The organism is Bathymodiolus platifrons methanotrophic gill symbiont (assembly GCF_002189065.1).
GTDB lineage: Bacteria > Pseudomonadota > Gammaproteobacteria > Methylococcales > Methylomonadaceae > Methyloprofundus.
Window position 1 is genome coordinate 1 of the sequence record NZ_BDMN01000239.1, and the last position, 15,675, is coordinate 15,675.

The 15,675-nt window shown below is 39.8% G+C and carries 15 protein-coding genes and 1 pseudogene; 1 reads left to right on the forward strand and 15 read right to left on the reverse strand.

What is annotated here, in order from left to right; genetic code table 11:
- Nucleotides 1–514 precede the first annotated feature (514 nt).
- Nucleotides 515–1,192 (forward strand): ion channel, encoded by a 678-nt coding sequence (locus CDZ78_RS13545; RefSeq protein ID WP_087870485.1) that lies wholly within the window; start codon nucleotides 515–517, stop codon nucleotides 1,190–1,192.
- 298 nt (nucleotides 1,193–1,490) lie between these two features.
- Here CDZ78_RS13545 and CDZ78_RS13550 read toward each other — a convergent pair whose 3' ends face one another.
- The 15 genes and pseudogenes from CDZ78_RS13550 to CDZ78_RS13625 form a co-directional block, all read right to left on the reverse strand.
- Entirely contained in the window at nucleotides 1,491–3,698 is a 2,208-nt protein-coding gene (locus tag CDZ78_RS13550) for a bifunctional SulP family inorganic anion transporter/carbonic anhydrase (RefSeq protein WP_087870486.1), read from the reverse strand.
- 399 nt (nucleotides 3,699–4,097) lie between these two features.
- Nucleotides 4,098–5,393: a c-type cytochrome biogenesis protein CcmI gene (gene ccmI / locus CDZ78_RS13555; RefSeq protein WP_087870487.1), complete on the reverse strand. Its 1,296-nt coding sequence runs from the start codon at nucleotides 5,391–5,393 to the stop codon at nucleotides 4,098–4,100.
- The gene (locus tag CDZ78_RS13560) at nucleotides 5,393–5,881 is read right to left on the reverse strand and encodes a cytochrome c-type biogenesis protein (protein WP_230990704.1); all 489 of its coding nucleotides are present in this window, start codon (nucleotides 5,879–5,881) and stop codon (nucleotides 5,393–5,395) included. Before CDZ78_RS13560 ends, ccmI begins: the two co-directional genes overlap by 1 nt.
- Entirely contained in the window at nucleotides 5,868–6,404 is a 537-nt protein-coding gene (locus CDZ78_RS13565; RefSeq protein ID WP_087870488.1) for a DsbE family thiol:disulfide interchange protein, read from the reverse strand. The genes CDZ78_RS13560 and CDZ78_RS13565 overlap by 14 nt, the downstream gene beginning before the upstream one ends.
- Nucleotides 6,397–8,358 (reverse strand): heme lyase CcmF/NrfE family subunit, encoded by a 1,962-nt coding sequence (locus CDZ78_RS13570; RefSeq protein ID WP_087870489.1) that lies wholly within the window; start codon nucleotides 8,356–8,358, stop codon nucleotides 6,397–6,399. The genes CDZ78_RS13565 and CDZ78_RS13570 overlap by 8 nt, the downstream gene beginning before the upstream one ends.
- Nucleotides 8,355–8,792, reverse strand: coding sequence for a cytochrome c maturation protein CcmE (gene ccmE / locus CDZ78_RS13575; protein ID WP_087870490.1), 438 nt, complete (start codon nucleotides 8,790–8,792; stop codon nucleotides 8,355–8,357). Before ccmE ends, CDZ78_RS13570 begins: the two co-directional genes overlap by 4 nt.
- The gene (gene ccmD, locus CDZ78_RS13580) at nucleotides 8,789–8,971 is read right to left on the reverse strand and encodes a heme exporter protein CcmD (protein ID WP_373862491.1); all 183 of its coding nucleotides are present in this window, start codon (nucleotides 8,969–8,971) and stop codon (nucleotides 8,789–8,791) included. The genes ccmE and ccmD overlap by 4 nt, the downstream gene beginning before the upstream one ends.
- A 127-nt stretch (nucleotides 8,972–9,098) precedes the next feature.
- Nucleotides 9,099–9,848: a heme ABC transporter permease gene (locus CDZ78_RS13585; protein ID WP_087870491.1), complete on the reverse strand. Its 750-nt coding sequence runs from the start codon at nucleotides 9,846–9,848 to the stop codon at nucleotides 9,099–9,101.
- A 96-nt stretch (nucleotides 9,849–9,944) separates the two neighbouring features.
- Nucleotides 9,945–10,613 (reverse strand): heme exporter protein CcmB, encoded by a 669-nt coding sequence (gene ccmB / locus CDZ78_RS13590; RefSeq protein ID WP_087870492.1) that lies wholly within the window; start codon nucleotides 10,611–10,613, stop codon nucleotides 9,945–9,947.
- Nucleotides 10,610–11,236, reverse strand: coding sequence for a cytochrome c biogenesis heme-transporting ATPase CcmA (gene ccmA / locus CDZ78_RS13595; RefSeq protein ID WP_087870493.1), 627 nt, complete (start codon nucleotides 11,234–11,236; stop codon nucleotides 10,610–10,612). The genes ccmB and ccmA overlap by 4 nt, the downstream gene beginning before the upstream one ends.
- Before the next feature lie 319 nt (nucleotides 11,237–11,555).
- Nucleotides 11,556–12,956 carry a mannose-1-phosphate guanylyltransferase/mannose-6-phosphate isomerase gene (locus tag CDZ78_RS13605; protein ID WP_167374305.1) on the reverse strand — a complete coding sequence of 467 codons (1,401 nt, stop codon included), beginning with the start codon at nucleotides 12,954–12,956 and terminating at the stop codon, nucleotides 11,556–11,558.
- A gap of 100 nt (nucleotides 12,957–13,056) precedes the next feature.
- On the reverse strand, nucleotides 13,057–13,440 hold the full coding sequence (locus CDZ78_RS13610; protein ID WP_087870496.1) for an AAA-type ATPase lid domain-containing protein: 384 nt from the start codon (nucleotides 13,438–13,440) through the stop codon (nucleotides 13,057–13,059).
- A gap of 52 nt (nucleotides 13,441–13,492) precedes the next feature.
- Nucleotides 13,493–14,722 carry a PEP-CTERM-box response regulator transcription factor gene (gene prsR / locus CDZ78_RS13615; protein ID WP_087870497.1) on the reverse strand — a complete coding sequence of 410 codons (1,230 nt, stop codon included), beginning with the start codon at nucleotides 14,720–14,722 and terminating at the stop codon, nucleotides 13,493–13,495.
- A gap of 8 nt (nucleotides 14,723–14,730) precedes the next feature.
- Nucleotides 14,731–14,946: pseudogene (locus CDZ78_RS13620) on the reverse strand (ATP-binding protein); the annotation flags it as partial.
- A 47-nt stretch (nucleotides 14,947–14,993) separates the two neighbouring features.
- On the reverse strand, nucleotides 14,994–15,675 hold a 682-nt coding region (locus CDZ78_RS13625; RefSeq protein ID WP_140414062.1), incomplete at its 5' end, for an ISAzo13 family transposase.

Below are 15,675 nucleotides of genomic sequence, written 5' to 3' on the forward strand. Positions count from 1 at the left end.
TCGTGCGGGCTCTTAACCGAATGGGGTAATGGCTTAAGCGAATGCCATTGAGTAGGCTTTAGCCTACAGGTGTAGCACATAGCTTGTGCGTGTAGGCTAAAAGCCTACTTCCCTAAGATTTGTCCCGTCTTAAACTGGTAATCCTTTTTTACATTCCATGGAAAATAATTATACTTACTATTTACTATTTACTATTTAGTATTTAGTAGCTACATATATGCTCTGAGGCACGAATTATATAAGTTATACGACGACACTCAAGGCTTTGAAGTCTCACTTCCATTTATCAAAATGCTTCATACACGTAACTTAACACTCTTTGAAAAATACAAATTTATGAAATTATAACCTGTATCGAAACTGAATTCTGGCCATTTTGCGCCACTAAAATAATTGTAATGCAATTGCTTAAAATTGCCCCTATTCAACCTTCTGTTATTAAGAAAATACTTAACCTAACCGTTCCAGTGTGATAAAACAAACACTGTTAATTCAGATCTATGAGAGTTAAAAAATGTACAATCACTCCTTACTACGTATTATCTTCTTTAAAAAAAATAATCGTTTTCTGGTACTTTTATTTTCATTAATACTTTTTTTTGCAATATATCCCATCGTAGAAAATTCCCTTGTAGCGACACTGGTATTAAATCTGTTTTTTATGCTGATTATATTTTCTGGTGTTATAGCTATATCCGATACCCGGCGGCCCTTATTAATTAGCCTTGGCCTGGCATTGTTAGCAGTCGTATTTCGTTGGACCCACTATTTCTATCAATTCGATTTATGGCTCATATTGGAGCATAGTAGCAATACCCTGTTCTGGACTTATATTGCAGTGCGTATGCTTAAGTTTATTCTAAGTCAAAGCAACATAACTGCTGAGTTGATTTACGCAGCTGTCGCTGTCTACTTTATTTTTGGCTTAGCCTGGGCTTCTATCTATCAAGTAATAGAAATTAGTAACCCGAGTTCATTTTCAATGTCAAATGCCGAAGCATCAACACAAAACTTTATTTTCCAGATGTGGTATTTCAGTATGGTCACTTTGACGACATTAGGCTACGGGGACATTTCTCCCGTCACCATGACAGCAAGGGTATTTGTCGTATTAGAAGCCATTATGGGGCAATTTTATCTTGCTGTATTAATTGCCAGTCTGATTGGCAGACGCATCGCACAGGGTAAGTAATAACTCACTGATAGAAAGAGCAATGTGCATTTACATTTTATTAGAATTCATGATGAACATCATGAATATATGATTTACATACAATCCTCAGTCATTACAAAATAAACCTTTCATTACCAATAGGCTATTACATAAACCACAAGAACCCTGCTAACGCCAAAGGTGATGAGATTAACTGAAGGTTGTGGATAAATCAGTTAAATATCAACATGTTTGTACATGTGTCACTTTAGCTGTAATTAGCGGGCTAAAACCACGCCCTACTTGTTTAGTTTATACGGGAGTAGACTCTATTCATTTAATTATAAAACTCGACTAGCCCTGTTTCTATATTGTACATAGCACCGACTATCGCAATTTCACTTCCCGCTTCCATCTCGCATAATACTTTACTCCTTTGCTTGACTTGTTCGACCATCATTTCCACATTACGTTCAGCAACCTGATCTTCATGAGGGTAGTCTAAAGTGCTGTTTTCAGTCATCTCTCCCTTGTTAACCGATTCAACAGCTAGCTGAATTTTGTCCAGCAAGCCGGTTAAATTACCAAGCTTAGCGCCGGTACATGCACCTTTTATCGCTCCACAATGTGTATGGCCCAATACGACAACTAACTTGGATCCAGCTACCTTACAGGCATATTCCATACTGCCTAAGATATCATCATTAACCACATTTCCTGCAACCCGGACACTAAAAACATCTCCTAATCCCTGGTCAAAAATCAATTCTGCAGAGGTACGTGAATCAATACAGCTTAAAATAATGGCAATAGGAAACTGCCCTTCTACACTTTCATTAGCCTGTTCTAACAAGTTCCGCTTGTTTCTTAGGCTATTAATAAATCGTTTGTTACCAGACTTTAAGATATTCAGAACTTCATTTGGTGTCAAGGCCTGCTGTACTTCTTTAGTTATCGGTAAAGTGCGTTCAACTGGTTTTAATAAACCAAATCCACGCAAGTTCTGAACCAATAGATTGATACCTTTACGTTTTGCTTCTACTTTAAAGTTTTGAATGACTTCGTAAACATCATAATCAATGTATTTGGCATTAGTTGCATCAATTACAATATTGGATTTTTTCGGTAAATTATTTAGTAAATGTAAAATATTAGACTTATTCAGAAATGAAACGTTTTCTGATAAGGTAATAATGGTTTTATTTAGATGCTGCTGCTCATGTACATGAAAGCCAACTTTTAAAGTTTCCAACAAAATAAAAATTAGGGCAAACGCCACACCAATCATGATCCCCGTCAACATGTCAGAAAAAATCAATCCAATAACCGTCGCTATAAACGGAATAAAATGATAGAAACCGACCTGATACATGGTCTTAAATATTGTGGGTCTGGCTAATCTATAGCCAACCACCAATAAAATAGCAGCTAAACTTGCCAAAGGAATCTTGTTTGCCAGATTAGGAATCAACAGCACCGCTATTAATAACAAGATACCATGCATACAAGCTGATGTTTTAGTACGTGCGCCAGATTGAATATTAGCTGAACTACGTACAATTAATTGAGTGATAGGTAAACCACCTATTAAGCCTGAACAAATATTACCTATGCCTTGCGCTCTAAGTTCCCGATTATTCGAGGTCATTCGCTTATAAGGATCCAGTTTATCGGTAGCCTCAACACACACCAATGTTTCCAGACTTGCAACGATTGCAATAGTGACAGCAACAGGGTAAATAGCTGGGTTACTAATCTGACTAAAATCAGGTAAGGTGATTAAGCTTAAAACATCGCTCAGTGTTTCAGTAACAGGTAACAGTACCAAGTGATTACCACTTAACGCCCACGCAGGATAGAAAGATATAAACAACTGATTAAATAACACACCTGCAATCACCACAACGAGTGATCCATGTATCCAATGTCTAAAATGGTATTGTTTAATCCAGTTTGTTTCCCATAGCAGTAATATCCCTAGACAAATTAGACTGATCACAACCGCACCCGGCGCAATGAAATCAATCATATGTCCCAGCTCTGTCAAAGTTGTATAGTCATCACTTTGCATGAACGACATATCCCCTTCATAATCCTTGTCATAGCCCATTGCATGCGGAATCTGTTTAAGAAAGATAATAATCCCAATCCCGGATAACATACCGGTAATAACCGCCGAAGGAATATAATATCCGATTACGCCTGCGCCAAGGTTACCTATGACAAACTGAATCACACCAGCTAAAACAACAGCAAGTAACACTGCTTCAAAGCCTACTTCCTGAATGGCAACAAATACAATGACTGCCAGTCCAGCAGAGGGGCCACTCACACCCAGAGCCGAACCACTTAGGCTGGCAACAACAACACCTCCGACAACCCCTGCAATTAACCCCGCGAATAACGGTGCACCGGAGGCAAGTGCGATACCTAAACATAAGGGTAAGGCCAACAGAAAAACAATAATACTGGCGGGTAAATCATACCGAAAACTAGATTTATAACTTAAAATCCAGTCATTTTCTGTTAACAAGGGCTTTTTCATTATTCTCTATTTTTTCCTGTAAATAACATTTCTCCCTTATTATATAATCTATACAGGAATATGTAGCTGAGAATTTTATCACTATCACTTTGACTTAATTTTTCATGGCATAACTCACAGCAAAAAACCAAGTGGTTTTTTGCTCACGTTTTCAGATGTGCTGCTTCTATAATATGATGGAAAAAATATTTAATAGAGTTGTCATAGGGTAATTAAAATTCTGACTGTACTCTGTTTGATCACTCAATATATCCATAGAAACTCGATACATATTCTTCGACCGTTGTCTCCGTATGCTAAAACTTACACCATTAGCTAGAACTGCGTTTTTACTTTCCCGTATTCCGCACGCTTCATACGGGCTACACTTAGTTTTGGGGTTTATTTAACTTTGATTTCTTAGTCTACAACCTTATCAATAAGTAGAGTTATTTCTACACCTTTCTGCACGGCTACATGTTTTGCTGTGGCATATAGGTCTCCTTTACTAGCTCGCGGGCTTCCAGATAAAGCAACTCGTGCTGTAATATCGACAAACTCGGCTGAAGAAATTTTTGCTGTGGGCATCGCTGCTTTTGTATCATCTAAAACCAAAGTAATAGGTAGATCTTTCACTTGTAAACGCTCTGCTGCTAATGGCATGGGCATGCCAGCCTTGGCGAAAACAAATATACGCTCCTGAGGACTCACTTTTGCACGCAATGCTGGGCTGATATCTAAATTAACCTTGATACTTGCTGTTTTTGTTATAGTCTCAGCGATTTTTTGATCCGATTTTTCCTGCTGCATAACAGGCGGCGTTATTGCACCCATTTCCCTACGTGCTTCTGCTATAGCGGGATCAAGAAATTTTCTGACTTGCGCCTCCCCAGCTTTAATTTTGGCTTTTTCCCATGCGGTAATTGCTTCAGGATATGCTTGTTCCTGGTAAGCATTGAGTCCCTGTAAAATGAGTGCTGTAGGCTCTTCTGGGTCAACCCTTAAGGCTTCATTTATTGCTTGCTGCACAACTGGAACCATTTTCTCGCCAGCCACCTGGAACATCATCTGAGCATAAGCTGCTTTTGCCGCAGCATAACCTGGCTTATCCTCTCCAAGTATACCTGCAACCTTATTATAAACTTCCCCTGCCTGTCTAAAATCTCCCATGGCAGCATAGCTATTTGCAAGCAAAAACCATTTTTCAATATCTTCAGGGTTTTCCGCTAACTTTACTTTAAGCGCTTTGACAGCCATAGCAAAATCAGGTGCTTTTGTCTCGGCGACATGCTCCTCAGATAAGGGTGCATCAGCCAAAGTCAAAAATTGTTGATATTTGTCACTTGCCCCTAAACTGTTATAAGTTGCCAGGCATGCAAGTACAAAAACACCTGTGATAACTCCCATTACCAGCCAGTTTTGTATGCTGACATTTTTAGGTGCTTTTTGAATCGGCTGCTCTTCAAATTGAACATCTCCCAATAGGGTTTTCTCCAGCTCTGTTTTCAATTGCTGAAAAGTAGACTTATCCAGATTGCCTTGTGTCTGTTCATTTTCCAGCTCTGCTAAACGCTCCTGAAAAATACTCACATTTTGCTGTTTTTGGGATAATACCGGCGCGTTTTCTTGTCCTTGTTTATAACAAGCTATTGGCCACAATAATATAACAGCTGCCATCAATAGCATGGCAGCAATAACTATCCATAGTGTCATCATTATTTTTTCTCTTGATTTGTTTTAAGCAATGCATGCAAAGCTTCTGATTCGCTATCAGAAAGCGATGACTCATTCTCATTAATCTGTTGGTATGTTTTGTTCCGGCTACGAATAATCAATATTATAATAATCAAGCCCAAAACTAGAAATAGTGCTGGTCCATACCATAATAGATAAGTTTGTGGTTTTACTCGTGGCTCATAAAGTACAAAATCACCATATCGCTCAACCATATAATCAACAATTTCCATGTCGCTTTTATCAGCTATCAGCATTTGCTGAATTTTAGTACGTAAATCTTTAGCTATTTCAGCATTTGAATCAGCAATATTCTGATTCTGGCACTTGGGACACCGCAGTTCAAAAGCCAGTTTTTGAAAACGACCTTCTTTTTCTGGATCATCAAACTGGTAAACATCAATGGCAGCCGATAACAGAAAGCTACTCAGCAATAAAATAAAACCAATCAATACTTTAATTTTTAACACTGTCCCACCCTTTGATGATCACTTTTAAATCCTGCCAGGCCTGTGCTGTAAGCACTCCCACGTGTCGATATCGAATAATGCCTTGCGCATCCAGTAAATAAGTTTCGGGGGCACCATAAACACCTAAATCCAGACCCAGCATCCCATCCACATCATAAATATTAAACTGATAAGGGTTACCCAATTGCTGTAGCCAGTTTAAAGCTAATTCACGCTCATCTTTATAGTTCAAACCAATGATAGGGATTTCTCCTGACTGAGAAATCGCTAGTAATTGCTCATGCTCTTGCCGACAGGAAGGACACCAGGTTGCCCAGACATTAACTAACACAGGCTGACCGATAAAGTCCTTAGTCGTTACAATTTGTTCAGGTTCCCGTAGCGGAGATAAACTAAATTCAGGAAAAGGTTTATCCAGTAAAGCCGAAGGCAATTCTCTGGGATCAATACTTAAACCTTTCCATAAAAAAGCAGCTAGTACAAAAAATAATAGTAATGGAATAAATAGCAGCAACCTAGACATAAGCATCCTCCGGCTCAGCTTTGCTTTGACGATAGCGTTTGTCAGCTACCGTTAATAATCCACCTAATGCCATTAAAATCCCACCTAACCATAACCAACGCACATATGGTTTGTAATGCACCCTGACTGCCCATGCTTCACCATTATTAAGCGGCTCACCCAGAGCAACATATAAATCTCTAAATAAACCTGCATCAATATCTGCTTCGGTCATCATATTGCGTTTAACATTATAGCGACGCTTCTCTGGATGTAGGGTAACAACAAAGGTACCACTTTCTAAGACCTCTATAGTCGCCTGATCTGCCACATAGTTTGGACCTTTGACAACATGAGTCCCTTGAAAAATAAACTGGTAACCAGCAAGTTCTACGCTATCACCTTTTGCCATACGTATATCGCGTTCTTCGCTATACGTTGAAACCAGCGTAATACCAATAGCTGTCACTGCTACCCCAATATGTGCGAGCATCATTCCATAATAGCTAAAAGGGAGTTGCTTTAATTTTATGCTAAACGATTGTGCATTGCGAAATTTACCAATAAATTCTGTAATAACTGTACTGATAACCCATAAGCTAACACTGATGCCTATAAACACCCTGAAATCAAAACCTGACCCATAGAAAAAAGGAAAAATAAGACCACATAGAATACTGATTGCAGCTGGCAACCATAACTTATCGATCACAACTTTAGTAGATGTTTCACGCCATCTAACAGCAACTGAAATACCCATAGCAACAGCCATAGTTCCCATAATAGGCACAAATACGGCATTGAAGTACGGTGGGCCAACTGAAATCTTACCCGCACCTAAAGCATCAATTAACAAGGGGTATAAAGTACCTAGCAATACTGTTACCGCCATAACCGTAAGAAAAACATTATTTACCAGTAATAATACCTCTCTGGAAAGCCATGAAAAATTCGACTCACTTTTTACATTGGGAGCTTTAAATGCATATAAGGTTAAAGACCCGCCCATAGTGATGGCAAGTAGCATCAAGATAAAAAAACCACGTTCAGGATCACTGGCAAAAGCATGCACCGAAGTTAATACGCCTGACCGTACCAGGAATGTACCTAATAAGCTTAAGGAAAAAGCAAAAATTGCTAATAACAAAGTCCAGCTTTTGAAAACCCCACGTTTCTCAGTTGCGGCTAATGAATGCACCAGGGCAGTACCCACCAGCCAGGGCATTAACGAAGCATTTTCTACAGGATCCCAGAACCACCAGCCACCCCAGCCCAACTCATAATATGCCCACCAGCTTCCCAGCGTAATTCCTAGACCTAAAAATGCCCAGGCTATATTAGTCCAGGATCTGGACCAACGCGCCCATGCGGTATCTAGCCGACCTGACAATAAGGCTGCAATAGCAAAAGAAAAGGCAACAGAGAAACCTACATACCCCATATATAGCATGGGGGGGTGAACAATTAAGCCAAAATCCTGTAACAAGGGGTTTAAATCAGCTCCATCTTCTGGAAAGCTTGGTAAATATCGTAAAAAAGGGCTAGAAGTGACTAATAAAAAGGAAATAAAACCTGTCGCAATAATCCCCATTACCGATAGAACGCGGGCAAGCATATCCAGAGGTAAAGAACGACTAAATAAACTGACAGCGAGTGTCCAGCCACTTAATATAAAAGCCCATAATAATAAAGACCCTTCATGACCACCCCAGATCGCACTGAGTTTGAATTGTATCGGCATCTGGCTATTAGAATGTTGAGCAACATAAATAACCGAGAAATCATCCTGAGAAAATGCATAACCCAGGCAAATAAAGCTAATCAGCATAAATAAAAACTGACCTTTCGCCAAAGGTTTAGCGTAGCTCATCCACAATTCATTAACAGTCGCTGCACCGTACATTGGCACTAGCGCCAAAACAGCCGATAAAAACAAGGCAATAATTAATGCAAATTCGCCAATTTCAGGGATCATTTTTGTGCCTCCTGCTTTTTCTTCATCGACTCGGCAATTTCTGGTGGCATATAGTTTTCATCATGCTTTGCCAGAACTTCATCTGCCTGAAAAATTCCATTAGCATCCATTTTTCCCTGCGCAATAATCCCCTGCCCTTCACGGAATAAATCAGGTAGTATCCCTGTAAATTCAACGGTTACCTGTTGTTCGTAATCAGTCAATGCAAATTGCACTTTTAATGAATCTGTAGACCTTTTAACACTGCCGTCTACAACCATTCCCCCAGCACGGATTCTCGTACCTACAGGCGCTTCTCCATTTGCAATCTGAGACGTAGAATAAAACAAATTAATATTTTCACTCAAAGAAAACATCACTAGTCCTACAATCAAAGCAGTGCCGAAAACCAGGCCTAGAATAATGGTTAATCGTTTTTTTCTTTTTGGCGTCATACTGTTCCCTGTTCACGTCTTAAACGACGTTTTGCATTAATAAAAAACTGCCTTTTCAACCAGTAAGCTGAAACGATATTATAAATAAATATCACTAAGGCAATGCCATAGCTTAGCCACACATAAAGTCCATGTGTACCCATCTGTAAAAAATCGGCAAATGATGAAAAATTTCCCACAATAAAATCCTTTATAAAATCTTACAAATAGTAGGTCGGGTTAGCTTATCAAGCGAAGCGCGATAACGTAACTCAACACTTCACAAATACAATTAGCATTGTCGGGTTACGTTGATAGTTTGTTAATTTAATAACTCTGAATGACTCGCTTAACCCAGTCACTGCGTTTTTCCCGCTCTAAAACTTCTGTGCGTGCACGACTCATTAAGACTACCGCAAAAAAGCAGTAAAAACCCAGCGCCATCACTAATAATGGCACCCACATTTCTGGAGGCATCGCTGGTTTTTCAGTCACCGTAAAGGTTGCCGGCTGATGCAATGTGTTCCACCATTCAACCGAGTACTTGATAATCGGAATATTAACCAGACCAACTAAAGATAAAATAGCCGTTGCCTTATCTGCACTGGCTTTATTCTCAAAAGCTGAATTCAAGGCAATCACACCAATATAGAGAAAGAGCAATACCAGCATTGCTGTTAATCGAGCATCCCAGACCCACCAGGCACCCCAGGTAGGTTTTCCCCAGATAGCCCCAGTCGCTAATGACATAATGGCAATAGACGCACCAATAGGAGCGCAAGCCCCGGCAACAACATGGGCTATCTTCATTTTCCAGACTAAACCAACCGCCCCTGCTACTGCCATCATCATATAGCAGGATTGCGCCAGAATTGATGAGGGTACATGAATATAAATAATTCGAAAACTATTACCTTGCTGGTAATCAGCTGGAGCAAAAACCAGCCCCCAGACCGTACCGATAACGAGCAGGAGTATTGCCGCTGCACTAAACCAGGGTAATAACGCGCCAGTAAATTCATAAAACCATCTAGGCGACGCTAATTGATAAAACCATCTTGGCATTTTTATTTTCATCTATGAAATCCTGATATATGGAAACTGAAGTAGCAGAAAGGAAGTATTGTTAAGGTTTAATATTTATTATATAAGCATGCATTAATATAACAACACTTAACTACGAACACTTATTTTTAACGCAGCTGCAATGGCAAATGGTGCCAGCATTAAACTTAGAACTAAAATAGCGCCTAATAATGCTAGGTAACCTTGTATTGGTAATCCCATGGCCCCCGCATGTACCGTTCCTGCGCCAAAAATCAATACGGGAATATACAAAGGCAAAACTAATAATGAGATTAAAACACCTCCCTTACGTAAGCCCACTGTAAGGCCTGCCCCAATTGCTCCCATTAAACTTAATGTAGGAGTGCCTAATAATAGGCTCAAAATTAAAGCTGTATAGCCTTGTTCAGGGAGAAAAAACATCATCGCAACTAAAGGCGAAATAATTGCCAGACAAAAACCACTAATTAACCAATGACTCAATACTTTTGCCAGAACTAAAAGCAGTAAGGACTCTGAACTCACCAGCATTTGCTCTAAAGAACCATCGTCATAATCTGTACGAAAAATACCATCGACCGATAGTAAACACGCTAAAAGAGCTGCAACCCAAATCACGCCCGGCGCTACTTCTGCTAAAAATACAGGGTTTGGACTAACCCCTAATGGAAAAAGTACAGCAACCATCAGAAAGAAAGCCAGCGGGTTAATAATATCGTTACGATGCCGGAAAACTAGTAATAAATCACGCTTTAACGCAGCTAAGAAAAACTTCACGCCACTGCTTCCTCATCCAGATTAATAGGGCGTATGGTTTCGCCTGGAATCATAAGGTCATGATGCGTCGTTAAAATAACCGAGCCCCCTCCCTGTATATGATTAGCAATTAATGCTTCTTTTTCCTTAACCCCTTTTTTATCCAGAGCAGTAAATGGCTCATCTAAAATCCACAAAGGTGCACTGCTTAAATATAACCGAGCCAGACCCACTCGCCTTTGCTGCCCAGCAGACAGGCTATGACAAGGGACATCTTCAAAACCATACAAGCCAACCTGTTTTAATGCATCAGCGATAGTGCATTTATTTAGACTTTTATCCAGTTGCATCATCCAGTACAAATTCTCTTCAGCAGTTAAAGAGCCTTTAACGCCAGCCAGGTGTCCGACATATAACATTGCTTGATAGTACTGGTCACGCACTTCATCCAGGTCCTTTCCCTGCCAATATATTTCTCCCGTATAGGCATCAGACAGTCCACATAATATGCGTAATAAGGTAGTTTTTCCACTGCCATTCTGGCCAATAACCTGCACAACTTCTGCGCTATTGATCTGGAAAGAGAAATTTTCAAATAATACCCGCTCATCTCGCTCACAAAACAAATTTTTCACTTCTAGCATCTTGGATAATAAATGAGCACAGTAGAGAGTTTAAAGAAAATGACAATCGGGGAAAAAGTGAAAAGAGTCCTTTCTCAGATCTATTGAAAATATTAATAACTGCTTATTCAACCACTAATAGAGCATTTTTTCAAACATATTCTTTGTCAGTATTTTACTAGGAGGCTGTCCAAGAATAGAAGCCGTAGCGAGGGGAAGCCATTTTGAGTCAGATTTTTCGATCATTTGAGGCGAATAGTTGTGCTCTTTAACGAAAATGATCGGGGAATCTGGCCAAAAGGGCTTTTCCGCAGTAGGTTTTCTATTCTTGGACAGCCTCCTAGGTTCTTCCATATCTGTCTTCAAAGCGAATGATATCATCCTCACCCAGATAACTACCTGACTGTACCTCAATAATTTCCAATGGAATAACACCCGGGTTTTCCAGACTATGTATGACACCAATTGGAATATAGGTAGATTCATTTTCAGATAACAACATAGTCTCATCCCCTTTACTCACTAAGGCCGTTCCTTTTACAACAACCCAGTGTTCTGCCCGGTGATGATGCTTTTGCACCGATAGTTTACCTCCAGGCTTGACCACTATACGCTTGGTTTTATGTCTTTCACCATTGTCCACTGAATCATAATGTCCCCAGGGACGATACACTTTACGGTGTAAATCTGCCTCAGATCGCTGCCCACTTTTTAGTATGCTAACAATCTTTTTAACATCCTGTACTCTATCTTTTGCCGCGATCATTACTGCATCATCTGTTTCAATAATAATCATATCTTGAACACCGACAGCAGCCACTAATTTATTTTCTGCATGAATAAAGGAGTTTTCAGTATCTATTGCGATGACATCCCCTGTTAGGGCATTACCCAGAGAATCTTTATCTCTTACTTCCCATAATGCCGACCATGAGCCTACATCACTCCAGTTAGCATCTAATGGTATTACTACTGCCTTATCGGTTTTTTCCATAACGGCATAGTCTATAGAGTCTGCTGGGCACTGGATAAACGCATCTACATTTAAACGTATAAAATCTACATCAGTCTCAGCTCCTGCAAAAGACAATTGGCACGCTGCTAACATCTCAGGATAAAACTTCTCCAGTTCTTCCAGATAGCGACCTGCTTTAAAAGCAAACATACCACTATTCCAATAATACTCGCCACAATCAACATAAGCCTGGGCAACTACTGCGTCTGGCTTTTCAACAAATTCAGCAACCTTGAAAGCATGGGTGATTTTATTATCCGATCGTTTAATATAGCCATAGCCTGTTTCCGCAGCCGTTGGCACAATACCAAAAGTCACCAGATAACCTTCTTCGGCCAATTGTTCTGCTTTGATAACTGCTTCCTGGAAAGCCCTGACATCTTCAATCACATGATCAGCAGGTAATACTAATAAAATATCCTCAGGATCTTTTGCAGCAAGTGCCGCCAAGGCGACAGCAGGTGCAGTATTCTTACCCACTGGCTCTAAAATAATAGCTTCCGGTTGAGCATTAATTTCCCTTAACTGTTCAGCCATCATAAACCGATGTTCTTCGTTACAGATAGCAATCGGTGCCTGCAACTTCTCGATGCCTTCTAGTCGAAGTAAGGTTTCTTGTACCATTGTTTTATCTGAAACCAGTGGCAAAAACTGCTTAGGATAGATGCCTCTTGATAAGGGCCATAATCGTGTTCCCGAACCACCAGAGAGTATTACTGGTATCATGATAATCCTTGTTTTTTAATTCAGTTAATTTACAAAATATTAGATATTTGTCTATCTGTCCACGTTTGACTGGCTAGCTAATTAAATAGCTACAATTAGCTCATACTGTGCCTTCATGCCCATTTATATCGTATTTACTAAATAGGGTATATAGTGTGGGACGTGTTACTCCCAATAATTTAGCTGCCTGAGAAATATTATTATCAGCATGAACCAAAGCCCTTTTAATAGCAATAGTCTCTGCCCGTTCTCTAACTTGCTTTAAATTCAATGGTAATGAGCTCTCTTCTTCACGCATATCCTGTTGCATGGCTAAATCCTGTAGGCCCACATAGACATCATCAGCCATTACCACCGCACGCTTTATTTTATTTTCCAGTTGGCGGATATTACCTGGCCAATGATAAACCTCTATCGCTTGCCGTGCTTCAGTGGTAAAACCTTTTATCAGGTTATTTTCACGTTCACTATAACGCGTTAACAAAGCTTTTGCGATAACAATACTTTAAACTGGGATCAAAGTAAATTCCCCGAGATCAGGTGCTCTGAACTTGCTTTAAATTCAATGGTAATGAGCTCTCTTCTTCACGCATATCCTGTTGCATGGCTAAATCCTGTAGACCCACATAGACATCATCAGCCATTACCACCGCACGCTTTATTTTATTTTCCAGTTGGCGGATATTACCTGGCCAATGATAAACCTCTATCGCTTGCCGTGCTTCAGTGGTAAAACCTTTTATCAGCTTATTTTCACGTTCACTATAACGCGTTAACAAAGCTTTTGCGATAACAATGGCATCACCTTCACGTTCCCGTAATGGAGGAATATCGATCACCATCTCACTGATACGATAATACAGGTCTTCTCTAAAATCACCAGCATTGATTAAGGATGGCATATTCTGGTGTGTTGCACAGATAATACGCACGTCAACCGGAATTTCACCACGACCACCAAGCCTTTCAACAACACGTTCCTGAATAAAACGTAATAATTTAGCTTGCAGGGAAAAAGGCAAATCACCAATTTCATCCAGAAAAAAAGTCCCTCCTTCCGCATATTCAATCTTGCCTTTAGTCTGCTTAACTGCACCGGTAAAAGCGCCTTTTTCATAGCCAAATAATTCACTTTCTAACAAGCTTTCAGGAATTGCAGCGCAATTCACCGCAACAAAAGGCTTGTCCGCTCGCGAACTTAATTCATGAATGGCGCGCGCCAACACTTCTTTACCTGTACCGCTCTCACCTAGTAATAGAGTAGTAATTAGGCTAGGAGCAATTTTTTCTATCGTTCTAGATAGTTTTTGCATAACATCACTAGCTGAAATAATACCAGACAATGGTTCTTGTGCTTGCTGTAACTTACTGTTCTCCTGCTCCAGAGCGACTAGCTGAAAGGCTCGGGACACAATCATATTTAAAATATCAATATCTACCGGTTTTTGATAAAAATCATAGGCTCCCATCGCTATAGCCTTGATGGCATTATCACGATCATCATTTCCTGTGACCACAATGACCTTGGTCTTAGGTGCTAATTCCAAAATTTCTTCCAGAGTTATCAAGCCTTCACTGGCATTGGCAGGATCAGGCGGCAAACCTAAATCCAGGGTCACAACCTCTGGCATATATCGTCTTAATGCTTCAATGGCTGTTACTCTATCACCTGCTATAACAACATGATAACCAACAAAACTCCATTTAAACTGTTTCTGTAAACCCAGATCATCCTCAATAACTAATAATACTTTTCCCTGATCCATAACCTTTCCTACGCTGTTATCAAAGGGTATTTTATACTGAATGTTGTTCCAAAACCTGGCTCACTTTGCACTAGAATTTCTCCCCGTTGACTCATGATATATTCACGAGCTTCATAAACTCCAATTCCCATTCCGGCATTGCCTTTAGTTGTATCAAAAGGCTTAAACAAAAGCTCAGCAATAAACTTCTTTTCCATACCAGATCCCGTATCAATTATATCAATTTGAGCATTTCCTAAGGAATAAGCACGAAACAACTTCCCGATATTAATTATTTTTGAGGAATTGCACGGTAATTCCATTTTGGTAAATGTGTATCAAATACAATCGGCATTATTTCTTTGAAGTCAGCGGCATATTTTCGTCCTGTCTCGTATATTTTGTCGAGTATGTGAACAATTGTTGTTAGTCCTTTTGACGTTGATGTTCTAGAAATCAATGTTTTAACTGTTTCAACCGAGTCAAATACAACACCTTCACAAGCACGAGTCACATGAGGAAAAAAACGATGTTCAATGGGATTATACTTGGAGGTATAAGGAGGATAGTGGGCAATCCTAATTTCCAATCCAAGTGCATTCGCAGTCTTTTGTAAATCTTCTTTAAAAATGTAGTGCCGTGAGCTGTTACTCCCTCCACCATCGCAAAGGATCAACAATGATTTTGCTTTAGGATAATGAATAATACCCTCGTTTACCCACCATTGAAATAAGCTATCACAGGCAAATTCACTGGTATCATGACTCGTTCCAAGCGTGATATATCCTGTGTTTCGTTTGAGGTCATAAAACCCATGAGGAATAACACTGCCTGTTGCAGAGCTAGGGAAATCATGATCATTCGTTTGAATGGCTGCTTGTGTATAGAGCGATCCATTACGATAAAAAGTACCCAATAACTCTTTCTTTTTGGTATCCATACTAATAACAGGGTTTCCCGCATCCAGGTAGTCC

What these genes read in the sequence shown, in the direction of transcription:
- CDZ78_RS13545 (WP_087870485.1), top strand. Translation starts at nt 515, where the DNA reads ATGTACAATCACTCCTTACTACGTATTATCTTCTTTAAAAAAAATAAT.
- CDZ78_RS13550 (WP_087870486.1), bottom strand. Translation starts at nt 3,698, where the DNA reads ATGAAAAAGCCCTTGTTAACAGAAAATGACTGGATTTTAAGTTATAAA.
- ccmI (WP_087870487.1), bottom strand. Translation starts at nt 5,393, where the DNA reads ATGATGACACTATGGATAGTTATTGCTGCCATGCTATTGATGGCAGCT.
- CDZ78_RS13565 (WP_087870488.1), bottom strand. Translation starts at nt 6,404, where the DNA reads ATGTCTAGGTTGCTGCTATTTATTCCATTACTATTATTTTTTGTACTA.
- CDZ78_RS13570 (WP_087870489.1), bottom strand. Translation starts at nt 8,358, where the DNA reads ATGATCCCTGAAATTGGCGAATTTGCATTAATTATTGCCTTGTTTTTA.
- ccmE (WP_087870490.1), bottom strand. Translation starts at nt 8,792, where the DNA reads ATGACGCCAAAAAGAAAAAAACGATTAACCATTATTCTAGGCCTGGTT.
- CDZ78_RS13585 (WP_087870491.1), bottom strand. Translation starts at nt 9,848, where the DNA reads ATGAAAATAAAAATGCCAAGATGGTTTTATCAATTAGCGTCGCCTAGA.
- ccmA (WP_087870493.1), bottom strand. Translation starts at nt 11,236, where the DNA reads ATGCTAGAAGTGAAAAATTTGTTTTGTGAGCGAGATGAGCGGGTATTA.
- CDZ78_RS13605 (WP_167374305.1), bottom strand. Translation starts at nt 12,956, where the DNA reads ATGATACCAGTAATACTCTCTGGTGGTTCGGGAACACGATTATGGCCC.
- prsR (WP_087870497.1), bottom strand. Translation starts at nt 14,722, where the DNA reads ATGGATCAGGGAAAAGTATTATTAGTTATTGAGGATGATCTGGGTTTA.